Genomic DNA, 23695 nt, shown 5'->3' on the forward strand with positions numbered 1-23695 from the left:
CCGCGTCGCACTTGCGCGCCTCCAGGCCCCGCGCCATAACCGCCCCAACCGGATGAAAGGACACCCAATGATCGGACGTTTGAACCACGTGGCTATTGCTGTGCCAGACCTCGAAGCAGCGGCCGCTCAATACCGCGGCGCACTGGGGGCGAATGTGGGCGCACCACAGGACGAACCCGATCACGGTGTCACGGTGATCTTTATTGAATTGCCGAATACCAAAATCGAATTGCTCTACCCGTTGGGTGAAAACAGCCCGATCCAAGGGTTCCTCGACAAAAACCCGTCAGGTGGGATTCACCACGTCTGCTACGAAGTTGATGACGTTGTCGCCGCCGCGGCCCATTTGGAAACTGAAGGCGCGCGCGTTCTTGGTGCCCCGAAAATCGGCGCCCACGGCAAGCCAGTGATTTTCCTTCACCCCAAGGACTTTAATGGTTGTCTGATCGAGCTAGAACAAAACTAAGTCTGTTGTTCTAGAAACTGCTCGCCAGAGGCACCGCCACTGGCCAAACACATAGGAATACGCCCATGGGTCCCGTCTCTGCTCTCGTTCTTTTTGCCGTGATCTGGTTCATGGTGTTCTTTATCGTCCTACCCTTGCGGATGACGACCCAAGGTGAGGCGGGCGAGGTTGTGCCCGGCACGCACACTTCGGCCCCCGCGGACGCCCAGATCGGGCGTAAGGCCAAGATCACGACATTCTGGGCATTGGGTGTGTGGGTGATCATCGCAGGCACGATCCTGTCGGGCGCGATCACCGTGCGTGACCTCGATTGGTTCGACCGGATGTCAACGCCCAGCCTAGACGATTAACGGGTCCCGTTGAGCCTGTGAAACATATGGGTAAAGGTCGCGGCCCCTATCACAGGCACCAACAGGTTCATGATCGGGATCGTTAGGGGCAGCGCCATCAATATCCCAGCCATCCAGACTGCACCTTGATGTTTCTTGCGCAATGCAACGGCTTCGGCGCGTGGCAATCTGCGCAGCGCTACCATCTGAAAATACTCTCGGCTTAGCAAAAACCCGTTCAATGCGTAAAACATGAAGGGGGCTAGAAACCAGACGAATGGCGTCAAGATCAACGCGATGACATTGGCCAAGATCAAGACGCCCAAGAAATTGACGCTCTCGCGCAATCCGTCGAAAAAGTTCGCCCGTTCCAAATGCACCAAGTGGGGGTAATGTTCGTCCTCTACCGCCTGTGCCACATCGCCTAAAAACATCGCGGTGATCGCACTTGCCACGGGCGTCATCAGGAAAAATGACAGGATCATCATGAACACCAAACTGGTCCACGACAGTAAACTGCCAACCCAAGTGACTTCACCCAAGACTGGCAATAGGACAGATCCGTCATTGAACCATTGGATCAGGCCAAGCATCAGCGCATAGACACCAAACAACAGTGCCAGCGCCAGCCCGATGCCCAGCAATACAACGCGCCGGAACCGTGGATCACCCAACTGGGCGACGGCTTTGGAAAAGTCCGTCAGGATCATGATGCGACCCACGTTGTGATAGCATCTAGATTGGGGCGCGGGCGTTCGGGTGGTGCGCTGGTCTCTGTTCCGAGATGTAGAAATCCTGCGACCGTCTCGTGATCGTCGAGCCCCAGACCTTCGGTGACAAACGCGCGGTCATGGCTCGCCCAGCCGGACAGCCAATTGGCGCCCCAACCACTGGCCAGCGCCGCGTTCAAGAGGGCCAGACATACAGCACCCGCCGAATAGACCTGTTCGATCTGCGGGATTTTCGGGCTGTCCTTGGGCGAGGTGACAACCGCGACGGCCAAATCCGCGTTGGCATATTGTGCAACACCCTTGTCGCGCTTGTCTGGCTCAATGCCCATAGCATGCCCGCGATCTGCAGCCAGTTGCGCCAACCGCATCAACGCAGGTTTTTCCAGAACGATAAACCGCCACGGCTCTAGCTTGCCATGATCGGGTGTGCGGGCCGCGGCCTCTAGGATCGGAATCAGCTGGTCACGCGTCGGCACCGGTGACGTCAGTGTTTTGGCAGGGCGCGACCGGCGCGTTGTGAGAAATTCAAATGCGGCAGGGTTTGGGGTCGGCATAATTGGCTCCGGCAATAAGCAATGAGACTGAGATAGGCACACCGCCCCAGATTGTTAGAGTGCGGCAACCATCTGATCCAACAACCCGCGTGCATAGTCGTCAAAATGCGACTTGGGCTGGCGAATGCGGAACGTGTCGGCATAGGGATCCGGGGCGTTGATGCTTGATCCCGACATCTCTTCGATCACGGCATGACCGCAAAACGGCACATAGACCTCGGAATACCCACCTTCGTGGGTCATCACGATCCGCCCGTCACACAGATCATCGGCCAACGCCATCGTGCGCGCCGTCAACTGGCGAAATGTATCTGCACTGGCCAACATCCGGCTCAGCGGATCAATCGCGGCTGCATCAAAGCCACAGGCGATCATTATCAAATCAGGGCGATGCGCGCGCACTGCGGGTTCGACCAATCTGTCGAAGGCTTCGAGATATAGCTGATGTCCACCACCTGATGGCAGCGGAATGTTCAGGTTCGTGCCCACGCCATTCCCCGCACCACGATCCGCAAAATCGCCTGTGTCTAATGGATAGTTATGCTCTTGGTGCAGGCTGATGGTCAGCACATCGGCATCATCGTAAAACACCGCCTCTGTGCCATTGCCGTGGTGCACGTCCCAATCAATCACCGCGATGCGCAGGCCAATGTGATCGGCCTGTGCGGCCCGTGCAGCAATCGCAAGGTTCGACATCAAACAAAACCCGTTCGGAAACTCGGGCAAACAATGATGCCCCGGTGGGCGCGAAAGGGAATAAGCGTTGCGTAGATCGCCTGACGTCACGGCGCGCGTTGCATCGACCGCCAATCCTGCCGACAACGCGCAAATCTCGTAGCCGCCCGCACCAAAAGGCGTGCGCAATCCCAATTCGCCGCCGCCTGCGTCAGACATCTCTTTGAAGGTGTCCAGATAGGTTGCGGGGTGGACGCGCAGTAGATCGGCGCGGTCGGCCTCAGGGGCTGTGCGCACTGACAGATCACCGATCAATCCGGTGACCTCCATAAGGTTCTTGAACCGCCGCTTGGTTTCTGGTGCTTCGGGCAATCCGCCCCCAACGAACGGTTGGACCAATCCGGCCACGGGTTGGGTAAATGCATAGTTGCCGCCCCCTGCCCAAAACGTGCGCTCGTCCGTATAAAACCCTGTCGTCATTCTAGTCCCACCGTGATCCAAAGGCGCGCCATCCGGCGCATTCTATTGCCTGACCGCCCCATGTCTGCGGTCTATTGGCTGTCCGTCCGGCGCAGCTGATACACCCCTTCGGGCAAGTCCAAAGCCGCCCCCAAATCCTGAACTTGGGTCAGCGACAATGTGATCCGCACAACGTTGTCTGTACGGGCATCGTATTGCTCTAGCGTGACACAGTCATCAAAGGCCTGCACCACAACATCTTCGCCTAACGGTGCGGCCCCTTCATCAACAAGGGTGACAACCGTCGCGTCATAATCGTGTTCAATTGTAAACATGACCCCAGACTAGCGAGGTTCCGCCATACAGCCAAGATGCCACGGCTCTTGTCAGTTATGTGACTGGTCTCTGCGCGGCAGGCTGCTATGATATAATCCAGTATCCAAAGGACCGATTGATGCGCAGTATGACCCTCGTGGCGGCGCTTGCCCTCACTGCCTGTACCGAGATGACGATCCAGCCGGTGTCCAGCGATGGGCAAAAGCCCCAAGGCGTCGTGGAAAAGGCGAACGGGCGTCTCGATGGCCGGACGCTTGCGCAGAACTTTATTGCTGTGGTCGAGGCTGTCGAGCCTGTCGCAGAACGCGAATGTCGGGCCCGTACGACTGGCGTCAATTGTGATTTCCAGACCGTCGTAGATGACCGTCCCAACATGCCGCCCAATGCGTTCCAAACGGTCGATGCCAACGGACGCCCGATTGTGGCCTTTACCGTGGGCCTGATCGCGCAGGCGCGCAACCATGACGAGCTTGCCTTTGTCATGGGGCACGAAGCCGCCCACCACATCGCGGGACACCTCACCCGCCAACGCCAAGCGGCCCAAGCGGGCGCGTCGGTCTTTGGCGAGCTGGCCTCGTTATCTGGCGGTGGTGAACAAGTCGTACGCAATGCCCAGCAATTAGGGGCCGCGGTCGGCGCGCGCAGTTTCTCCAAAGAATTCGAGCTCGAAGCAGATGCGCTGGGCACCGTGATCACGCAGAAATCAGGGTTCAATCCGATCCGTGGGGCGGAATTCTTTACCCGCATCCCGGATCCCGGCAATAAATTTCTCGGGACGCATCCACCCAATGCAGCCCGGATCGCGACCGTCCGCCGCGTGGCACGCCAAGGGCTCTAGGCTGCGGTGCCGCGGCGCGTCAGCCGCATTGTGATGCCAACGATCGAAATGCAGATCCAGAACAACTGGATCAAGGCGGATGCGAGGTTAAAGCTGTGGGCGAGGCTGACTAACACCAGTCTGGCCGCCGCGAGGTTCAGTGCAAAATAGACCGTGCTGTCCGCCGAAATCCACCGCAGCGTGAGCATCAAGTAACTCAGAACATAGGCCGCAAACCCTGCGATGCCGATTGCTTGGGTGCTCTGTGCACTCATGATCCCCAAAATGTATTCCATCTTACCCTCCCATCTGGTCAACTGCGCCTTATGCGGCGATTGCAGTAACCCTATTTGCGGGTGCGCAGCCGCGCAGGTGGGGCGGTCCTGACCTTGGGGTGTCCTTGCCGTCCAAAAAACGTGAAGAGGGGATGAATTCGTGGTGAAAGAGCAATTAAAGCGGGTTTGGCAGCGCGCAGTATGGTCATGGCAGGGGTGGATTCACGTCTACCGGACAGAGGCCAGCCTGACCCAATGGATCGTTCTGAACATCGTGTTCGCCATTCTGGCGTTTGTGCTGCCCTTGGACGGTACCGTGCGCGGGCTGCTCCTTATGGGCGGCATTTTTATTTTGGCGATGGAATGTGTGAACACCGCAATCGAGCGGGTTGTTGATGATATCTCGACCGAACACCGCGAACGCGCAGGCGAGGCCAAAGACGCGGGCAGCGCCGCAGTTGCCGTCAGCGGCATTGGCGTCGGCGTGGCTTGGGTGTGCGTGATTGTCGATTTGATCGTCTGATCGGGCAGGGGGCATTGCCCCGCCACTCGTCCAGATCGTCCTAGAACAAGGCCGCCGACGCATTAAGCGCGAATGCGATCCCTGTGAAATAACAGGCCGACGCCGCCAGAACAAAGCCGTGCCAGATCGCCATCGAGAACTTGAGGCTTTCCCATTGGTAGAACACCACTCCGGCCGAATAGGTCAAACCACCTGCGATCAAAAAGGCGCTCGCAACCGTCGGCATGGTCTGAGTGATCGGCCACAACAATGTCACCCCCAGCCATCCCATCACTAGATAGAGCGCGGTCGACCGCCAACCGGGGGACTGCCAGAAAAACAGCTTTGAGATTGCGCCACCAAGGGCCAGCAACCAAACAAGCCCGAGAACGGCATAGCCAAACCCAGACCCGATCAGAACCGCAAGCGGCGTAAACGTCCCCGCAATCTTGAGATAGATCGCCGCGTGATCGAACCGTCGCAGCAATGGCTTCAACCGCGGCGACCATGTCATGTGATAAACACCCGACGCGGTCAGCATCAAAACCAGCGTCACGCCATATAGGATCGTCGCCGCCAAAGCGGGCGTGCCCAGGTGGTGCGCCATCACCGCGATCAAAATGGTTGTCGCTGTCAACGCGGATAGAATACCGACCGTGTGGATCGTCCCATCCGCAATCTTCTCAGCGCGTGTATAGGTTGGGTAGGGCATGTACGTCCTCCTGTCCTTGATCATAGATCAGATAGGAAAGGGTTTCGTAAATCTAGGATGACGTTGCGGGAGTTTGGGGGCGCGCTTGTTGGGGGCGGCAAGTGCAGCTTTCAGTTGCTTTATTTTGCGCTTCAACTCTAAGTTGGAAAATTATTGGAGTGCAAATGTCTTTACCCGTATATCTTTCCCAAGGCCAAATCGCGCGATTGTTTCCCGTTCTTTCTGAAACATCAAAAGAAGGCTGGACTACGTCTATCATTCTTTCGTGTCTCGCAAATGTTGAACCATTTGGTGCACATCTGCTCCAAACACTAGGAGCAAAGGTCGGCAAGCGCGGTCGACTAACATGCTATACTGAGGTTGTCTTTCACAAGGACAAGAACCCGAAAGCTGACTGACCGGATGGCATGATTGTTTTGACCAATGGAACGCGGGAATGGCGTGCTCTTGTCGAAACAAAGGTTGGGAATGCCCAAATCGTTCCCCAACAAGTTGAAAGATATCGGACAATCGCAAAGGACAACAAAGTTGATTGCGTTATCACCATATCAAACCAATTTGCGTCGCTACCTGAGAACCACCCGAGCGAGGATATCCGCAAGAGCAAATCGCGTATTCCCGTCTTTCACTGGTCATGGATGTTCATCTTAACCCAAGCTGATCTGCTGTTAACCAACGACCTGCTGGATGATCCCGAACAGCATCTCTTGCTAAAAGAGTTAAAGCGATTTCTCCTCCATGAGAGCGCCGGGGTTAAGGGCTTTGAGGTGCCCCTAGATTTGTAGACGCTTTGCTTGGTAATTTTGGAAGCAAGGAGAGACAGATATGAACAAGGGAATACGTTTTACAGACGAGTTCAAACGGGACGCCATGGCACAGATCGTTGAGCGTGGATATGCGGTCAGCGAAGTGGCGGAACGGCTCGGAATTAGCACCAAGTCGCTTTACACGTGGAAGTCGCAGTTTGCGAAGTCACCCCGTGTCAGATCGGAGGTGGCGGAACAGGCTGCTGAGATCAAACGGTTGAAGCGTGAGTTGGTCCGGGTCACCGAGGAGCGCACTATTCTAAAAAAGGCGACCGCGTACTTCGCGCGAGCGTCTCAGTGAGGTACGCGTTTATTGAGGCTCATCGCACTGAGTTTTCTGTGCGTTCAATGTGTCGCGTGCTGATGGTTCATTTCAGCGGTTTCTATGCATGGCTTAAAGAACCGTTAAGTGCGCGTGCGCGTGAAGATGCACGTCAGACGGAGCTGATCCAGCAGGCATGGACCGATAGCGGTAAGGTCTATGGATATCGCAAATTTGCAGACGACCTGCGCGATGCTGGCGAGACCTGTTCAGAGAACCGTGTGGCACGTTTGGCCAGCTTGGCTGGCATTGCAGCGCAGATCGGATACAAACGTCGACCTGGTCGATATGGCGGCAAGCCTGCAGTCGTCGCTGACAACACACTGGATCGACAGTTCGAGGTGGATGCGCCTGATTGCGTATGGGTGACCGATATCACGTACATCAGGCCCCATGAAGGCTGGTCGTACCTCGCTGTGGTCATCGACCTTTTCTCACGGCGTGTCGTTGGGTGGTCGATGCAGTCTCACATGACAACCGACCCAGCCCTACAAGCATTGCTGAGCGCCGTTTGGCGACGCAAACCAAAGCATAGGGTCTTGATCCATTCTGACCAAGGTTCCCAATTCACTGGCAAAGTGTGGCAATCTTTTCTCAGCAAACACAATCTGGATGCCAGCATGAGTAGGCGCGGGAATTGTCATGATAACGCAGTCGCCGAGAGCTTCTTTCACTTGCTGAAACGGGAACGCATCAGGCGGCGGACGTACACCACGCGCGACACAGCAAGGCAGGACGTGTTCGATTACATCGAGATGTTTTACAACCCGACTCGCAAGCACACCAACAACGGCATGCTGTCGCCAGTTGACTATGAAACAGAACAAAGGAAAATGAACGAGGCAGGCGTATAGGAAACTAGGGGCACCTCACTTTGATAGAATGCCCGCAGAATGGACCAAGGTTAATAGATTGGTGTCTGCGGGCGGCCAAATACGGGTCCGCTCTCCAGAAGCTCGCGAAGTCGTCGCTGCGTGGTTTCAAGAGACTAAGGATTTGTCCCTTATTTTATCGCGCCAGACCGAAACGACGGTCGTTGAGAAAATCAAGAAATCTCTGGTCAAGGATGTCGCTGCACGCGAGAGCCATATCTTGGGGCGGCTGCGGGACAGTAATGTTCTTGATGCAGTCTTCAGCATTCCGAATGCTGCATCAGACCTCATTGTGCTCGTCGACCTCCCCCGCCGGACGCTAGAGGTCGGCATGGCACTCAAGGCACCAACGGACAAGAAATCGACCAAAGCGAGGTTGAATTGGCTCTTACGGCAGATTTCGACCACTGAAACTGCCGATTTGCATGTCCGTTTGATGTGGCCTGGTCGAAGTGAGGAGACTCAATTCTCAATTGATGCGCTGCTTGATGATGTTGAGATCGCGAATGAAGGTAAAGAAGGACTGCAAGTGTTGTCCTGCTTCTTGTTCACCGCCAAACGGTTGGGTGCGCGATTTACTCAACAAACTAACTTCATCAAAGATCTCGAAGCAGTTGTGCCGAGCTTTTACAGAGAGGTCGGGCAGGATCTTAGTGCTTGGCACCCACCTGCTGCTCGTATCAAAACTGATCGCGAAACGGCAGAGGATGTTTCTGTCGATGGATTGGAAGAGGCTTCAGAAGAATAGCGAGATACTCACCAGACAGTCCGTCTTTGGTGCCCTCCTACTCCACCAACGCGCCCCACAAATCATACTCGCCCGCCTCATCAACTTCGACGCTCACGATTTCGCCAACTGACAGCCCGCTGGTTCCTTCATCGATAAACAAATTCCCGTCGATCTCGGGCGCGTCCGCCATGGTCCGGCATGTCGCCACGCCGTCCTCGTCAATGTCGTCCACGATCACGTCCATCACGCTCCCGACCTTGGCCTCCAGCTTGGCCTCGGAAATCGCTTGTGCCTTTTCCATGAACCGGTCCCATCGGTCTTGCTTGACCTCGGGTGCCACATGATCGGGGAGATCGTTTGATCGCGCGCCGTCCACGTTTTCATATTGAAAACATCCAACGCGGTCCAATTGCGCCTCGTCCATCCAGTCGAGCAGATGCTGGAACTCGGCCTCGGTCTCGCCCGGATACCCAACAATGAAAGTCGAGCGCAGCGTGATGTTAGGGCACTCGGCCCGCCATGCCGCAATCTCGTCCAATGTCCGTGCCGCCGCCGCAGGCCGTGCCATACGGCGCAGCACATCAGGATGCGCATGTTGAAACGGGATATCGAGGTAGGGCAGCACGCCATTCTCTGGGTCCGCCATCAGCGGGATCAGATCGCGCACATGGGGGTAGGGGTACACATAATGCAGCCGCACCCACGCGCCCAACTGGCCCAGCTCGCGGGTCAGATCGGTGATGTGGCTGCGCACCTCGCGGTCTTTCCACGGATGCACGTCATACTTGCGATCCAGACCATAGGCGCTGGTGTCTTGTGAAATCACCAACAGCTCATTCACGCCGTTTTCGACCAGCTTTTCCGCCTCGCGCAGCACTGCGTGGACAGGCCGGCTGGCCAAACGTCCGCGCATGTCGGGGATGATGCAGAACTTGCACTTGTGATTACAGCCCTCGGATATCTTGAGATAACTGTAATGCCGCGGTGTCAGGCTGACCCCCGTTGCAGGCAACAGATCAATAAACGGATCGGGATCGGGCGGCACACAGCTATGCACGGCATCCAGCACCTGCTCGTATTGCTGCGGTCCCGTCACAGCGAGGATCTTGGGGTGATGCTCGCGAATATAATCCGGCTCGGCACCCAAACAGCCCGTGACAATCACCTTGCCGTTCTGCGTCAGCGCCTCGCCAATCGCGTCCAAGCTTTCGGCCTTGGCACTGTCGAGAAACCCGCAGGTGTTCACAATCACCGCCTCGGCACCGCTGTAATCAGGGCTGATCGCATAGCCCTCGGCCCGCAGGCGCGTCAGGATACGCTCACTGTCGACCAAGGCCTTGGGACAACCCAAAGACACCATGCCAATCGTCGGCTGATTGCCACGTGGCGTTGCATCAATTTGCGCAGCAGGCGCAAGATCAGGGCGGAGGTTTGGAGGATTGCTGGCCATGCGCCTGCGTATAGGGGGGAATGGCGGGCGAGGAAAGAGTTAGGAAAGAGTTGACCAGTTACCACAAATTTCGCCATATCGGCGAATGGGTTCCGGTCAAGTTATTAGTCTTTTTGCATTTCTTTGCATTTCTACTCTTAGGCATGGTCGCGCCAGCGGTCCTCAAGATGCCCGTCTGGCTGTCGCTGCCGTTCCGCGTCTACATCGTGCTATTGGTCGTGGCGTTCGCACTGTTGAATTCGCCCAACCGGAAAAAGCAGCTCAAAACGCATCTTGGCCATGACAGCTATGCCTTGCTTTACTCCTATGCTCTAAGCCTGTGCATCAATGGCTTCCAGCGCCTCTTGTCTGGCGAGATCCCCAGAAACCTGCCCAAAGATCTTCGCAGCTCAATCCGGTCAACGTTTAATTTCCAGATGTTGGACAGGGCACTCCTCGTAGCAGTCATTTATCCCCTCTTATTCATGGTGATCTATTGGTCCATGGGGGTTAACACTGGCAAGATTGGCGACATTGCAATATTCGAGTTTGATGATCGATGGTGGTTTCGATTGCTCGTCGTTTTGGGGCTTCTAGCCATGTCGACCCTTCTAAGGTTCGAGAGCATTGTACGGCTATGCGGCAATGAGTGGGTCATCAAAAATTCTGAAAATATTCTGACTACGTTGTTGCTGTCCGGTGCCGCTATTGGTGGTCTCTTAGGGTATGGGCTTGGGATAAAATTCAATGGAGTAACGTCATTCTTTGGATTTCTTGCTGTTGGGATTGGTCTTTTGTCGAAAGGCCATTCCCCGAGCATTTTGGCGTTGGGTCTTATCGGCGCTTATGTCTTGGGAACTGCCATTACCAATAGTGGAACTTTCACTTCACATTGGCTGACTTTTGGTCCGTTGGCAGTCTTCTATGCGGCCATTTATGCTTTGGATCGCCTTGTTGTGTCTGGGCGGTCAAATTGGCGATATGTGGCGTACTTTGCGTTTATTCCCGTCGGAATCATCGCGAGTGCTTTGTTGCTCGACCCTAGCAATACAGATCGCGTTTTCCTTGTTGTTTGCGTATTTGGTCTCGTCGTTCCGTACATTAACGGCCTATTCGATGCGCTGTCCTACGGCACTACGATTTCGCTTGCACGAATGGGGTTGGCACGGCCATCGCAGGCGATTCTTTGGGCTGCTCTTGATATTGCACTTGCAATGGCATTCCTCGTTGGGATTGGCGTGGTTCTTGTGGTTTCTATCGTCGGTATTAATCGCTTGGCTGACTTCGCGATCCTTGATATTCGCAGCTTCCTCGATAGTCGCGATGGCAATCCGGACAACTACTGGATCTATGCGATGGCCGCGACAACCTTGCTTCCGACCTTGGTGCATTTGGTGATCGCGACCTTCAGCTTTCAGGCTGTGTTCAACGTTAAGCTTCGCAAGCGAGTGCTGGACAGTTCCAAAAACTTGGACACTGACGGGCTTATGGCTCTGTTGTTGCCAATGCTGTTTGCCTTCATCTGGTGGCTATCGATGGTCGTGCCCGTTGGGGTCTTGTACGGGTTGGGATTGCTGGTCTCGCCTTGGATTGCCGAGGTCGCTCTGGCCTACAAGGCGCTGTTGATAGGGTTAACTGATGCATTGAGCGGGTTGCGATAACTTCGACTGCGCTAACCCCGAAACGCAAAAGGCCCGCGCTGTGTCCCAGCGCGGGCCTTACTATTCTAAATCCGGATCGTTCTACCGTTTGCGGTCGCGGCGCGAGCTCATGGGTTGGAACGCTACGCCGACATGGGCCTCGCAATAGGGCTTGCCGGGTTTCACGGTCAGACCGCAGAACCAGAAATCATCGGTTGCAGGATCGCCGACAGGCCATTTGCAGGTCCGTTCGGTCAATTCCATCAGGCTGATCTTTTTCGAGGTCTTCTCGACCTCGCGCACGGATGCCAAGGCCTCTGGTGAAATCTCGTTCGCAGATGGCTGTGGTGGCAATGGCTGACCGGCCGGGATGATCGCACGGCGCGCAGCACTCATCGGCGGCGGAGTATCCGCTGCGGGCTTGGCGGCCGCTGCGGGCTTGGCTGCGGGCTTGGCGGCCTTGGTCTCGACCTTGGGTGCGGTCTCTTTTTTTGGCGCGGCTTTGCCTCCACCAAAACCCGCGCGGTTCGACAGGCCCAAACGGTGCACCTTGCCGATCACAGCGTTGCGGGTCACACCGCCCAATTCCTTGGCGATCTGGCTTGCGGATTGGCCTTCGCCCCACATTTTTTTCAGCGTCTCAACGCGGTCATCTGTCCAGGACATAAGGGGTTCCTTTGGGGTCTGGTCGCGGTATATCTCACACGACCTTAACAAATCTCTCAGCGCCCTATTCTAATCACTGACGGCGCGGTTACAAGAGCGCACAGCGCAATCAAGGAGTGATCAGATGTCACAACCCTCGGAATCTATGGGCGTGCGCCGTTTTGGTCGCGTCAATTGGCAGGGAACATGGACATTGGCCGAACGCGAAGTGCGTCGTTTCATGAATGTATGGGCGCAAACCATTGTGGCCCCGTTGGTCACGGCTGGGCTGTTTTTGCTGATCTTTAACATCGCGATTGGCCCGACGCGGGGCGATGTGATGGGCGTGCCGTTCATGCAATTCCTCGCACCCGGCATTCTGACGATGACTGTGATCCAGAACGCATTCTCGAATACTTCGTCAAGTATCGTATCGGCCAAGGTGATGGGCAATATCGTTGATACGCTCATGCCGCCGCTCTCGGCGACCGAAACCGTGGTGGGCTACATCGCGGGTGGCATCGTGCGCGGCGCGCTGGTGGGCGTGGTCATCTTGATCGGGATGGCCCTGTTTTTGGGCATGGGGATCGCAAACCCGTTGTGGGTCATCGTGTTCGTCATTGCAGGCAGCACGTTTATGGGTGCGCTTGGGATCATCGCATCGGTCTATGCCAACAAATTTGACCAGCTTGCGACGATTGCGAACTTTGTGGTGACACCGCTCGCGTTTCTCTCTGGCACCTTCTATTCGATCACATCGCTGCCACCGGTTTTGGAAATGCTCAGCCGGATCAATCCGTTCTTCTACATTATCGACGGTGTGCGTTTCGGCGTCTTGGGTGTGTCAGATAGCGATCCGTGGCTGGGCCTCGGGTTCACCTGTGCGACCTCTGCCATCTTGCTTGGGATTTGTATCCGGTGGTTCAAAACTGGCTACCGGCTCAAGCCTTGATGCGCGCCTGCCGCCACGCCAGTAGCATGGCGCCGCCTAGGATCACACAGACCCCGACAACGGACACCGCATCGGGCAACGTGTCAAAGAACACGAGATCATAGAGCGCGGCAAATATCAGCGTCACATAGGTAAACGGCGTGACAAAGCTCGCGTCGGCCCGCGCCATTGCGTTGACAAATAGGCTCTGGGCACAGGCCATCAATACACCCAAAGCGGCAAGCGCCATCCACTGTGGACCCGTTGGCATGACCCACACGGGCAATACAGCGACGCTAGAGATCCCCAAGCCAATCGCATTGTTCAGCAATAGGATTTGAAACGGCGCCTCGCGGTCAGCCAACTTCTTTATGAAAATCAACTCGGCGCCCATCAACATTGCAGCGCACAATGCCAGCAGCGCGCCCGCTTGAACACTTTCCGCGCTTGGGCGCAACAGGATCATCGCGCCAGCGAGAGCAATTGCCGCGGCTGACCAGCGCACACGTCCAACGGTTTCGCCTAGAAACGGGATTGCCAACATCATGCCAAACACGGGGTTAAGAAAACTGATCGCGGTTGCGTCGGGCAGGGGGATGAATGCCACACTGGCGAACATTAAGGTGACACCACCCCAACCAAAGAACGACCGCCCGATATGTAACTTGAGATTGGGCCTCTCGATCCGAGGGCGCAAAATTGCAGCCGCCGTAGACAGCGCAAGGAACGCAAATATGAACCGGCCATGGCTGATTTGTAGTGGGTGCAGCGCATCTCCGAATGTGTTCGTACTCAGGAATTTGGCGAGCACCATCGTCCCCGCGATAAATGCGGTGGCGTACAGGATAAACCCGACTGCTAGTTTTGGATTTTGCGCAGTTCTCGCCATAGGCGGATGCAAACCATGCCCATACGGAACCCGCAATCCCCAAAACCTCTTCACAAATCCGATCAATCCCACTAAACGATCGGTATGACACAGACACGCACAACACTTCTCCGACGCCGACGCTAATTTCTTGCGTCCGCACAGCTGTGCGCTGTTCTCCTGTCTAAATCCCTAAAATTGTTGACACATGCCTGCCGCTCCGGCACTTCCATGGCTTCTTATAAGGACCCTACCCGATGATTTCGTCCGTTCTCCCGACCTATTCCCGCGCGCCGCTGACTTTTGTGTCCGGCGCAGGCTCTTGGCTGACCACGGACGACGGCGACCGATACCTTGATCTGGGGGCTGGTATTGCGGTCAACGCGCTGGGCCATGCCCATCCTGCATTGACCCAAGCCCTAACAGAGCAGGCGGGCCAACTGTGGCACACGTCAAACCTCTATAATATTCCCGCACAAACGGCACTCGCTGACAAACTCGTGGATTTGACCTTTGCCGACACTGTGTTCTTTACGAACTCTGGCACCGAGGCCTGTGAGCTTGCGGTCAAAATGGCGCGCAAATACTTCTATGACGCAGGCGCGCCTGAGCGTGTAGATATCATCACCTTTGACGGATCATTCCACGGCCGGTCGGCGGCAGGAATCGCCGCTGCTGGGTCCGAGAAAATGACCAAAGGCTTTGGCCCGATCTTGGGCGGCTTTACCCACCTCGCGTTTGGCGATCACGACACGCTGACGGCAGCGATCACCGACACAACCGCCGCGATCCTGATCGAGCCTGTGCAAGGCGAAGGCGGCATCCGCCCCGTGCCTGATCATTGCCTCAAAGGGTTGCGCGATCTTTGCGACACCAACGGCATCCTGTTGATTATGGACGAGGTGCAATGCGGCGTCGGCAGAACCGGCAAACTCTTTGCGCATGAATGGTCCGGCATCACACCCGACATCATGATGGTCGCCAAGGGCATTGGCGGTGGCTTCCCGCTGGGCTGTGTGCTGGCTACGGAACACGCGGCTTCTGGCATGACCGCAGGCACCCACGGCTCGACATACGGTGGCAACCCGTTGGCCTGTGCCGTTGGCAATGCAGTGATTGACATTGTGTCTGCACCGGAATTTCTGGATGACGTAAACCGCAAAGCTGGCCTCTTGCGCCAACGGCTCGAAGGTCTCGTGGCCAACCAAGCGGACGTGTTCGAAGAGGTGCGTGGTTCCGGCCTCATGCTTGGTCTCAAATGCAAGGCGACCAATATGGACGTGGTCAACGCGGGCTACGCAAATGGCGTGATCACCGTGCCTGCCGCTGACAATGTGATCCGTTTGCTGCCTGCTCTTAACCTCACAGACGATGACATCGTACAGGCGGCATCGCTGCTCGACGCTGCTGCCTCGTCTCTGTCTCAGTAATCTCTACGGGACTGCGGGGGGCTGATCCCCCTGCGGCTCTCTACCCGAAAGCGATATCATGACCCATTTTCTCGACATTCATAAAACCAACCCATCCGACCTGCGGCAGATCATCGACACCGCGCGCGACATCAAAGACGCGCGGCATGGCCGCCCCAAGAGTGCGCTTGATGACGATCAACCATTGGCGGGCCACATGGTCGCGCTGATCTTTGAAAAACCGTCGACCCGAACCCGTGTCAGCTTTGACGTGGGCGTGCGCCAGATGGGTGGTCAAACGATGGTGCTCTCTGGTGCAGACATGCAGCTGGGACACGGTGAAACCATCGCCGACACCGCGCGGGTTCTGTCGCGCTACGTCGATCTCATCATGATCCGGACCTTTGACGAAAGCGTGCTGACCGAAATGGCCGAATACGCCGACGTCCCTGTGATCAACGGCCTGACCGATCGCACCCACCCCTGCCAAATCATGGCTGACGTCATGACCTACGAGGAACACCGCGGCCCGATTGCCGGTAAGAAAGTCGTCTGGACGGGCGACGGCAATAACGTCTGCGCATCCTTCTTGCACGCAGCCGCACAGTTCAAATTCGACCTCACCTTTGCGGGTCCCAGCCAGCTCGACCCCGAGGGCGAGTTCGTCAAACTGGCCCGTGACGCAGGCTGCAAGATTTCGATCGAACGCGACGCCGACAAGGCGGTCCAAGGCGCGGATCTGGTGGTCGCTGACACATGGGTTTCAATGCATGACGCGCAATCGGCGCGCGAACGTCGCCACAATATGCTGCGCCCCTATCAGGTCAACGCAGCCCTCATGGCACAGGCCGAACCCGACGCGTTATTCATGCACTGCCTGCCTGCGCACCGCGAAGAAGAGGTCACGTCCGAAGTCATGGACGGCCCGCAGTCAGTCATCTTTGATGAGGCCGAAAACCGTCTTCACGCGCAAAAGGCGATCATGAAGTTCTGCTTGGGCAAATAAGCCTGACGAAACAGTGTGGTCCTGCTGAACAGGCGGGGCCTGTTCGCGAGGGTGGCTTTGCGGGACAAAATCTACATTTTTTGACAACAAATGTCTCAGCAATCTCCGCCGCCTGAACCATCGTAGCCGGAGCCATGCCCGCGGCTGTCATCAGCTCTTTTTCCGTATCCTGATCCGTCTGGTTCACTGTCGATAGAAAAAGACATCAGGCCAATAAGAAACACAGTCAAAGCAATCAGATAAACCCACCAAGGCCCAGAAAATTGATAAGCCACCCAACCAATCATAGGACCTAAAATAGTCATCGCGGCTTTATATCTAAACTTTGCCATAGCTCATGCTATTCTTACCATGATCGAAAGTCACGCTTAGCTTGTTCGGATAGACAATTTGGGCTCCTTGCCGCCATTCGTACAGTCTGCAGCTATTTGGCCTAGTCAGATGACCAGATTGCGGACGAAGCAGACTTTCGCGGCAGTTCCGGCAACGGCCGCTTTCTGACGGTTTTCATGCACCAACTGGTTGCTAAATAGTTGGAATTGCCCTGCGAACATCCATAAGTATGAAACGAATACCAATCAGTGAGAGCAAATATGAAGATCACCGAACCATCGCGTCAAATTGACGTCGTACATCGCACAGATGTTTTGGTTGTCGGCGCAGGCCCCGGAGGTTTAGCTGCAGCACTGGCTGCGGCGCGTGCGGGGGTTGAGGTTACGCTGGTGGAACGCTTTGGCTGCTTTGGAGGTAACATTACGACCGTTGGCGTTGAGGGCTTTGCTTGGTATCGCCACGAAAAGACCGTCGAAGCAAACGGTATTGGGCGTGAATTTGAAGAGCGTGCCAAGGAAATGGGTGCCGCTGTTCCTGAGTCGCAGTCGCTAAGCTATGAACTCGACAGCGAAGGGTTCAAAGTTGTTGCAGATCAGTTGGTAGAGGCAGCTGGCATAACGCCCATGCTGCACCGCCTATTCGTTGCTCCGATCATGGAGGGCGACCGGATCACAGGGATCATTACAGAATCCAAGGCTGGGCGCGAGGCGATCCTGGGAACAGTCGTCATCGATGCAACTGGGGATGCAGATATCGCCCATCGGGTCGGGGCGCCTGTAACACATCCCCCCCGGGAAGAGTTGCAGGCCGCCAGCGTTATGTTCCACGTCGCAGGGGTGGATAAAGAGCGCTTCATGGACGACGTGCGCGCCAATCCACCAACCTATTCGGATTGGTCATCGGGCGAATGGACGGTCGAAACAGACGGCAAGGAAGACGAAATGTTTTCGCCCTTCCTCAAGAAACCATTTGAGACCGCGCGCAAAGCAGGGGTCATCCCCGCCAATCTGACTACCATCGCGGGAACTTGGGGCGCTGTGCATGATAGCGGTGAGATGACCTATATGAACCTCGTACATCTGGACAATTGCGATGGTACCGACCCCGGGGATCTGACCCATTTTGAAATTGAAGGCCGACGTCAAGCGATGATGGCCATTGATGCGCTGCGCCGCTTTGCTCCAGGATGTGAGGGCGTCCGGCTACGCAACTTCGGCATGACGCTGGGGGTGCGGGACACGCGCAAGATCGATGCGGTCTATAACATGACGGAAATTGATGTGCGTCATGAGGCCCGTTTCGAAGACAGTATCGGCATTTATCCAGAGTTCATTGACGGCTACGGAGTACTGATCTTGCCAACGACAGGGCGCTATATGCACATTCCATACCGGTCGTTGCTGCCGAAAAAGATCAAGGGATTGCTGGTTGCAGGACGCGCTATCGGAGGGGGCCGCATCGCCCATGCAGCCACGCGCAACATGGCGTGCTGTGCAGTTGCGGGCCAGGGTGCTGGTATTGCGGCAGCTCAGGCAGTCAAATCGAAATCAGAGTTGGATGGCGTGGATCTTGTCGCCATCCACAAAGAGCTAGATCGGCAAGGTGTGCGCAGGCTGTGACAGCATTAATCCCATAAATAGCAAAGCCGACATTGGTTCAACGCGCAGTATCCGTCAGCTTTGGGCTCAATCCAGACATTCGCTGCATGGCGCACCGACAGCAGTTAGCCAGGACATTCCAGACTTTGACGCTCTCATTGTTAACGGCTGCTTCCAGACTTTGGCGGCCACGCGTTTGTTAAGTGCTGCATTGAACAGCGGTACCATACCATCGAGAAAATCACGGTCTCGGACCCTTAGACCGCGATTGTTCTTACCGTTTCGACGAACCTTTTCACGGTGTCTGAATTCCCCGCTTTTCGAAAAGCAATATAGAGTTCAATTAGGTTTTCGCATGGCTCGAATGGAACGAAGGAAACACCTAAGGGGGAGATATTTCTGACCCAGGCAGGGGCCAATGCGATTCCGAGGCCCTGAGCAACAAACTGCAACATTGTGGACTTATCAATGATCTCACAGACAATGTTTGGTTGCGCGCCAATTTTCCGAAAACCGCTCCATAGAGCTTCGTGAAGGATCGGTCGGGCGTGCTTTGGATAGCCGACAATCGGCTGATCGGCGATATCGGACGCGGACAAAGACACAGCGCTGGACAAAGGGTTGGTTTCGGCAAGAACCACCAAAACTGGCTGGCGATGAAGCAGTTCACTAGTGACGAAATCGTCTTGTTGAGGGGTGCGCACGAAGGCCACATCAGTACGATGGCCCATCAATTCTTGGGCATGTTGTTCAGAAGACGCGGTTTCCAATACCTGCACATGGACCTTCGGGTCTGTCCTGCGAAAAGCCAGCAAAGCTTTGGGCAGCAGCATTGAAATCGCCTCGTCGACGCCGCTGACGCGGATGTGGCGCAGGTCGGATTCGGCGGTGTGGCGAACATTTGAGACCGCCCTTTCGATATCGGCAAGTATCCTACTGGCGTCCTGGACAAACTCCGATCCGGCTTGGGTCAAGCTAACCTGACGGGTCGTTCTGAAAAACAGTCGCGCACCAAGTTCATGTTCCAACGCTGAGACCCGTTCAGAAAGAGCCGATTGGCTTAACCCCAAACGTTCGCCTGCTCGTCGGAAGTGTAGCTCTTCCGCGACGGCGACGAAGCATTCCAGCTGTCTGATGTCCAATCTGTGTTTCCTTATTGGTCTACTTGTTGACGCTTACCCGCATCTCGCTATTCAATCCTGCCTCATAGTCTCGGATCGCATCTGCATGTTCCAATGTGTCCAGCGTATCATTGCGTCCTTGGATCAGCGCTGTTTGTGTAGCGTCGTCCATCTCGAATGGCGCGCTAATGTCACCAGTTGTGAGCCTGCGGCCATTAAGGTCGATTGTTATCTCGGTACCGTTGCCTGCGGCCTGCAAAAGTAAATCCCGCGTTTCTGGTGAGATAATCGGCAGTGCCAAACCATTCTTTCGCGCATTATCGTAGAATATTCCGGCGAAACTTGTTCCAATACAGGCATCAATACCAAGTTGGCGCATACCCCAGACAGCATGTTCCCGACTAGAACCACAGCCAAAATTGTCGCCGACAATCAGAATATTGGCCTTAGTCCAAGGTGTTTTGTTCAAGATAAAGTCGGGTCGAGGACCCCCAGCATTATCAAAGCGCAGATCTGCGAAAGTGCCATCCGCCAATCCTTCGCGGGTGATCGTGATCAGAAACCGCTTGGGCATAATCACGTCTGTGTCGACATTGGCCAGCGGTAAAGGTGCTGCAACCCCTTTGATCGTTTTAGTCATCTTTTGGTCTTTCATGTGAATTCTCGCACATCTGCCAGATGCCCCGCGACAGCAGCCGCCGCGACCATTGCGGGTGACATAAGGTGCGTGCGTGCGCCGCGGCCCTGTCGCCCCTCAAAATTCCGGTTGGTTGATGAGGCGACGCGTTCACCATCCATCGCGATGTCGTCGTTCATCGCCAGACACATAGAACAGCCCGCCTCTGGTCGCCATTCGAAACCGGCGGCCTCAAAGATCGCGCGCAGCCCTTCGGCTTCGGCTTGGATCCGCGTCATAGCAGAGCCGGGCACGACGATGGCTTCGATGCCCACCGCAACCTTCCGACCTTCGAGTATCTTGGCCGCCTCGCGCAGGTCTTCGATCCGGCTGTTCGTGCAAGACCCAATGAAGGCTGTGTCGATTTTAATCGACTGGGCTGATTGTCCCTCGGTTAGCCCCATATACTTCAAAGAGCGATCCAAAGCGGCTTTGGCTTTCGGAGAGACATAGTCCGACGCAACAGGCACATTTGCAGTGATGGGTACCGATTGATCCGGGCTGGTGCCCCACGTAATTAACGGTTCGATGTCGCTGCCTGCAATCGTGACCTCTTTATCAAAGACGGCCTCGGGGTCGCTCATCCAGTTTTCACCTTCGAACGCGAACTGACCACTGTGGGCGTGGCCTTGTAACGCGGCTTCGGTGACTTCATCTACTGCAATCAATGCCGCCCGCGCGCCTAACTCAACCGCCATATTGCAGACGGTCATCCGTCCAGCCATGTCGAGGCTTTGAGTAGCAGAACCTGCAAACTCAACCGCAAACCCATTGGCCCCACCTGCGCCAACGACCTGCACGACTTTCATGATGATATCTTTCGCGGTCACGCCGGGTGCGGTTTCGCCGTCGATCATCACCCGCATGGTTTTCATGCGTTTGTAGCGCAGCGTCTGGGTTGCAAGGACGTGTTCCACTTCCGACGTGCCAATGCCAAACCCCAACGCGCCGTACGCGCCATAGGTTGTGGTGTGGCTGTCGCCACAGGCAATTAACATGCCGGGTGTGACCAACCCCTGTTCAGGAACCACAACGTGTTCGATGCCCTGTCGCGGGTCGCCCAGACCGTAGAAAGCGATGTCGTGTTTTGTGCAATTGTCTTCCAGATTGTCGATCAAGAGTTTGGACGCCGCATCATGCGGCTCATCGCTGCGGGTTGCGTTCACGTGATCGACCACAGCCAGATGCGCCTCGGGCCGCCAAACGCTTAACCCCTTTGTGTCCAGACCCGAAAAGGCCTGCGGACTGGTGTATTCATTCATGATGTGGAAATCGACATAGATCAGCATGTCGCCGTCTGGCAGATCGCACACCTGATGGGCGTCGACCAGTTTGTCGTAAAGTGTCCGGCTCATGCGGTAGCCTTTGCGTGAATTGGGTTACGGGCAAAGAAATCAGACATGCGTGTAGCGACGTCACCCGGGACTTCTTCGGCCATGTAATGTGTGGTGTCGAGCGCTTCGCCCTCAACCCTTTCTGCCCGCTGTCGCCATAGTGCAAGCGCGTCAAAGCAAGTCTCAATCACACCTCGTTTCGCCCAAAGGGTCAGAACGGGCATGTGAAGTTTGCGGCCCTGATCCGCATCATCGTGTGTGATGTCGATCGTGGCGGCAGCACGATAATCTTCACAGCTTGCATGAATAGCGTCGGGGTCTGCGAAGGCATTTAGGTATTCCGCCAGGGCCTCGGGTGTAAACGGATTATCACCGCGCGCCTGATTAAAGCATTTCAGCTTCCAGAACCCTTCGGGATCTGCTCCTATCATGCGCTCAGGTAGTGGGCTTGGCTGAGACAGAAAGAACCAGTGCCAATACGCATGTGCGAATGCCGCATTTGTGCCCGTATACATTTCGCGGGTCGGCGCGATGTCGAGCAATGCCATGGCCGCGACGTGGTCAGGATAGTCCAGACCCAACCGATGAGCGACCCGCGCTCCGCGATCATGGGCACCAACAAGAAATCGTTTATGGCCCAAGCACCGCATGACAGCGACAATGTCGTTCGCCATAGCACGCTTTGCATAAGGCGCGTGCGCCGCATCGGACGCTGGCTTGTCAGATCGACCGTAGCCGCGCAGATCGGGGCAAATGACCTGAAACGAGCGGGCCAGAATGGGGGCTACACCGTGCCACATGGCGGATGTTTGCGGATAGCCATGTAGAAGGACAAGCGGCGGCGCACCTCGTGGCCCGGCGCGGCGGACAAACAACGTTGCTCCTTCACCTTCGATGCGCTCTTCCACGAAATCCTTGAACATTTCGATCCCCCTTAGGACATGAATTTTTATCCACTATCTCAGATTAAACGAGAATGTTTAATCGGGAAAACTGATTAGTTATGCCGACTAATCTTCAGGCGAAACCCCAGTAATCTCTCGGACATAAGCCGTTCCAGAAAAAATCCGGAGGTACGGCAACAACGGTTCAACGGAGGAAAAAATGAAGTTTCTGCTAAGCACAGCACTATCCATGACATTGGCATTTAGCGCAACATCCGCAGTGGCGGCTTGCGATGATGGCGAAATGGTTATCAAATTCAGCCACGTCACGAACACTGACAAACACCCTAAAGGCATTGCTGCGACACTTCTTGAACAGCGTGTCAACGAGGAGATGAACGGCAAAGTCTGCTTGGAAGTCTTCCCGAATTCGACCCTTTATGACGATAACAAGGTGCTCGAAGCATTGCTTCAGGGTGACGTTCAATTGGCGGCCCCATCGCTGTCAAAATTTGAGAAGTTCACTAAGCAATTCCGCATTTTCGACTTGCCTTTCATGTTTGAGGACATCGAAGCAGTTGATGCGTTCCAAGCTTCCGAAGCGGGACAAGCCTTGCTCGATAGCATGCAGCGTCGCGGCCTTCAGGGTTTGACGTTCTGGCACAACGGCATGAAGCAAATGTCTGCCAACGTACCACTGATGACGCCAACTGATGCTAACGGATTGAAGTTCCGTGTGATGTCATCTGACGTTCTCGTTGCGCAGATGGAAGCGATCGGCGGTGCCCCACAAAAGATGGCCTTTTCCGAGGTTTATGGAGCGTTGCAGCAGGGTGTTGTTGACGGACAGGAGAACGTTTGGTCCAACATTTATGGCAAAAAGTTCTTTGAGGTTCAGGACGGCATCACTGAAACCAACCACGGTGTTATCGACTATCTGGTCGTGACCAGTGTTGATTGGTTGGACAGCCTAGACGAGGATGTGCGCGAGCAATTCCTGACAATCTTGAAAGAGGTTACCGAGCTTCGCAATGCTGAGTCTTACGCGGTCAACCAAGCTAATCGTCAGGCCATCATCGATACAGGTGCAGACGTTCGCACACTGACACCCGAAGAGCGTCAGGCATGGGTCGACGCGATGAAGCCTGTTTGGGAGCAATTCTCTGGTGACGTCGGTCAGGACATGATCGACGCCGCGCAATCCTTCAACACTGGAAGCTGAACTTAATCTCATC

General features: G+C 55.6%; 27 protein-coding genes. 13 read left to right on the top strand and 14 right to left on the bottom strand.

Annotated elements, in window-relative coordinates; genetic code table 11:
* The first annotated feature begins 67 nt into the window (after positions 1-67).
* Positions 68-466, top strand: coding sequence for a methylmalonyl-CoA epimerase (mce, locus tag TR2A62_RS15785; protein ID WP_009158683.1), 399 nt, complete (start codon positions 68-70; stop codon positions 464-466).
* Between the two features lie 65 nt (positions 467-531).
* Complete coding sequence (locus TR2A62_RS15790; protein WP_009160379.1) at positions 532-816, top strand: DUF1467 family protein; 285 nt, start codon at positions 532-534, stop codon at positions 814-816.
* Here TR2A62_RS15790 and TR2A62_RS15795 read toward each other — a convergent pair.
* The 4 genes from TR2A62_RS15795 to TR2A62_RS15810 all read right to left on the bottom strand — a co-directional run bounded on the left by TR2A62_RS15795 (position 813) and on the right by TR2A62_RS15810 (position 3549).
* Positions 813-1505 (bottom strand): EI24 domain-containing protein, encoded by a 693-nt coding sequence (locus tag TR2A62_RS15795; protein ID WP_009157844.1) that lies wholly within the window; start codon positions 1503-1505, stop codon positions 813-815. The two genes, TR2A62_RS15790 and TR2A62_RS15795, sit on opposite strands and share 4 nt — an antisense overlap.
* Entirely contained in the window at positions 1502-2080 is a 579-nt protein-coding gene (locus tag TR2A62_RS15800; protein ID WP_009159504.1) for a nitroreductase, read from the bottom strand. Before TR2A62_RS15800 ends, TR2A62_RS15795 begins: the two co-directional genes overlap by 4 nt.
* Positions 2081-2134: 54 nt before the next feature.
* Complete coding sequence (locus tag TR2A62_RS15805) at positions 2135-3235, bottom strand: class II histone deacetylase (protein ID WP_009158196.1); 1101 nt, start codon at positions 3233-3235, stop codon at positions 2135-2137.
* A 71-nt stretch (positions 3236-3306) separates the two neighbouring features.
* Positions 3307-3549, bottom strand: a complete 243-nt coding sequence (locus tag TR2A62_RS15810; RefSeq protein WP_009157397.1) for a hypothetical protein — start codon at positions 3547-3549, stop codon at positions 3307-3309.
* A gap of 119 nt (positions 3550-3668) precedes the next feature.
* Between TR2A62_RS15810 and TR2A62_RS15815 the strand changes: the two genes are divergently transcribed.
* Entirely contained in the window at positions 3669-4388 is a 720-nt protein-coding gene (locus TR2A62_RS15815) for a M48 family metallopeptidase (RefSeq protein WP_009160868.1), read from the top strand.
* Here TR2A62_RS15815 and TR2A62_RS15820 read toward each other — a convergent pair.
* Entirely contained in the window at positions 4385-4663 is a 279-nt protein-coding gene (locus TR2A62_RS15820; RefSeq protein WP_009157980.1) for a hypothetical protein, read from the bottom strand. The two genes, TR2A62_RS15815 and TR2A62_RS15820, sit on opposite strands and share 4 nt — an antisense overlap.
* A gap of 142 nt (positions 4664-4805) precedes the next feature.
* Between TR2A62_RS15820 and TR2A62_RS15825 the strand changes: the two genes are divergently transcribed.
* Positions 4806-5165, top strand: coding sequence for a diacylglycerol kinase (locus TR2A62_RS15825; protein WP_009159827.1), 360 nt, complete (start codon positions 4806-4808; stop codon positions 5163-5165).
* Between the two features lie 40 nt (positions 5166-5205).
* On the opposite strand, the gene TR2A62_RS15830 is transcribed toward TR2A62_RS15825, so the two are convergent.
* Positions 5206-5856 carry a hemolysin III family protein gene (locus TR2A62_RS15830; protein ID WP_009158855.1) on the bottom strand — a complete coding sequence of 217 codons (651 nt, stop codon included), beginning with the start codon at positions 5854-5856 and terminating at the stop codon, positions 5206-5208.
* Positions 5857-6263: 407 nt separating this feature from the next.
* Here TR2A62_RS15830 and TR2A62_RS17765 point away from each other — a divergent pair, with 407 nt between their 5' ends.
* The 3 genes from TR2A62_RS17765 to TR2A62_RS15850 all read left to right on the top strand — a co-directional run bounded on the left by TR2A62_RS17765 (position 6264) and on the right by TR2A62_RS15850 (position 8604).
* The gene (locus TR2A62_RS17765; RefSeq protein ID WP_009158160.1) at positions 6264-6641 is read left to right on the top strand and encodes a hypothetical protein; all 378 of its coding nucleotides are present in this window, start codon (positions 6264-6266) and stop codon (positions 6639-6641) included.
* Positions 6642-6681: 40 nt separating this feature from the next.
* Positions 6682-7838 (top strand): IS3 family transposase gene (locus TR2A62_RS15845; RefSeq protein ID WP_150103511.1). Its coding sequence is split into 2 segments (ribosomal slippage): positions 6682-6934 and positions 6934-7838, totalling 1158 coding nucleotides; the frame shifts between segments, so codons are not numbered across the junction.
* 28 nt (positions 7839-7866) lie between these two features.
* Positions 7867-8604, top strand: coding sequence for a hypothetical protein (locus tag TR2A62_RS15850; RefSeq protein WP_009158575.1), 738 nt, complete (start codon positions 7867-7869; stop codon positions 8602-8604).
* A 37-nt stretch (positions 8605-8641) separates the two neighbouring features.
* On the opposite strand, the gene rimO is transcribed toward TR2A62_RS15850, so the two are convergent.
* Complete coding sequence (gene rimO, locus TR2A62_RS15855; protein WP_009157281.1) at positions 8642-10036, bottom strand: 30S ribosomal protein S12 methylthiotransferase RimO; 1395 nt, start codon at positions 10034-10036, stop codon at positions 8642-8644.
* A 143-nt stretch (positions 10037-10179) separates the two neighbouring features.
* Between rimO and TR2A62_RS15860 the strand changes: the two genes are divergently transcribed.
* On the top strand, positions 10180-11676 hold the full coding sequence (locus TR2A62_RS15860; RefSeq protein WP_223296128.1) for a hypothetical protein: 1497 nt from the start codon (positions 10180-10182) through the stop codon (positions 11674-11676).
* An 81-nt stretch (positions 11677-11757) separates the two neighbouring features.
* Here the strand turns inward: TR2A62_RS15860 and TR2A62_RS15865 are convergent, their stop codons facing one another.
* Positions 11758-12321 carry a GcrA family cell cycle regulator gene (locus TR2A62_RS15865; RefSeq protein ID WP_009158957.1) on the bottom strand — a complete coding sequence of 188 codons (564 nt, stop codon included), beginning with the start codon at positions 12319-12321 and terminating at the stop codon, positions 11758-11760.
* A 124-nt stretch (positions 12322-12445) separates the two neighbouring features.
* Here TR2A62_RS15865 and TR2A62_RS15870 point away from each other — a divergent pair, with 124 nt between their 5' ends.
* Positions 12446-13252 carry an ABC transporter permease gene (locus TR2A62_RS15870; protein ID WP_009160431.1) on the top strand — a complete coding sequence of 269 codons (807 nt, stop codon included), beginning with the start codon at positions 12446-12448 and terminating at the stop codon, positions 13250-13252.
* On the opposite strand, the gene TR2A62_RS15875 is transcribed toward TR2A62_RS15870, so the two are convergent.
* The gene (locus TR2A62_RS15875; RefSeq protein WP_040820866.1) at positions 13242-14120 is read right to left on the bottom strand and encodes a DMT family transporter; all 879 of its coding nucleotides are present in this window, start codon (positions 14118-14120) and stop codon (positions 13242-13244) included. The two genes, TR2A62_RS15870 and TR2A62_RS15875, sit on opposite strands and share 11 nt — an antisense overlap.
* A 236-nt stretch (positions 14121-14356) precedes the next feature.
* Between TR2A62_RS15875 and TR2A62_RS15880 the strand changes: the two genes are divergently transcribed.
* Positions 14357-15529, top strand: coding sequence for an aspartate aminotransferase family protein (locus TR2A62_RS15880; protein WP_009159701.1), 1173 nt, complete (start codon positions 14357-14359; stop codon positions 15527-15529).
* Between the two features lie 58 nt (positions 15530-15587).
* Positions 15588-16514, top strand: coding sequence for an ornithine carbamoyltransferase (gene argF / locus TR2A62_RS15885; RefSeq protein WP_009160927.1), 927 nt, complete (start codon positions 15588-15590; stop codon positions 16512-16514).
* Between the two features lie 95 nt (positions 16515-16609).
* On the opposite strand, the gene TR2A62_RS15890 is transcribed toward argF, so the two are convergent.
* Positions 16610-16846 carry a hypothetical protein gene (locus TR2A62_RS15890; protein ID WP_150103513.1) on the bottom strand — a complete coding sequence of 79 codons (237 nt, stop codon included), beginning with the start codon at positions 16844-16846 and terminating at the stop codon, positions 16610-16612.
* 261 nt (positions 16847-17107) lie between these two features.
* Between TR2A62_RS15890 and TR2A62_RS15895 the strand changes: the two genes are divergently transcribed.
* Complete coding sequence (locus TR2A62_RS15895) at positions 17108-18466, top strand: FAD-dependent oxidoreductase (RefSeq protein ID WP_009160065.1); 1359 nt, start codon at positions 17108-17110, stop codon at positions 18464-18466.
* A gap of 236 nt (positions 18467-18702) precedes the next feature.
* Here TR2A62_RS15895 and TR2A62_RS15900 read toward each other — a convergent pair whose 3' ends face one another.
* The 4 genes from TR2A62_RS15900 to TR2A62_RS15915 are packed head-to-tail and all read right to left on the bottom strand — an operon-like array spanning position 18703 to position 22499.
* Positions 18703-19587, bottom strand: coding sequence for a LysR family transcriptional regulator (locus tag TR2A62_RS15900; RefSeq protein ID WP_009157745.1), 885 nt, complete (start codon positions 19585-19587; stop codon positions 18703-18705).
* Positions 19588-19606: 19 nt separating this feature from the next.
* On the bottom strand, positions 19607-20206 hold the full coding sequence (gene leuD, locus TR2A62_RS15905) for a 3-isopropylmalate dehydratase small subunit (RefSeq protein WP_190275719.1): 600 nt from the start codon (positions 20204-20206) through the stop codon (positions 19607-19609).
* Between the two features lie 11 nt (positions 20207-20217).
* Positions 20218-21597, bottom strand: coding sequence for a 3-isopropylmalate dehydratase large subunit (gene leuC, locus TR2A62_RS15910; protein ID WP_009160461.1), 1380 nt, complete (start codon positions 21595-21597; stop codon positions 20218-20220).
* The gene (locus tag TR2A62_RS15915) at positions 21594-22499 is read right to left on the bottom strand and encodes an alpha/beta fold hydrolase (protein WP_009160449.1); all 906 of its coding nucleotides are present in this window, start codon (positions 22497-22499) and stop codon (positions 21594-21596) included. Before TR2A62_RS15915 ends, leuC begins: the two co-directional genes overlap by 4 nt.
* 181 nt (positions 22500-22680) lie before the next feature.
* On the opposite strand from TR2A62_RS15915, the gene TR2A62_RS15920 reads away from it, so the two are divergent.
* Positions 22681-23682, top strand: coding sequence for a TRAP transporter substrate-binding protein (locus TR2A62_RS15920; RefSeq protein ID WP_009157518.1), 1002 nt, complete (start codon positions 22681-22683; stop codon positions 23680-23682).
* Positions 23683-23695 lie beyond the last annotated feature (13 nt).

The sequence above is a fragment of the Thalassobium sp. R2A62 genome (genome assembly GCF_000161835.1).
In the GTDB taxonomy this organism is placed as follows: Bacteria; Pseudomonadota; Alphaproteobacteria; order Rhodobacterales; family Rhodobacteraceae; genus Thalassobium.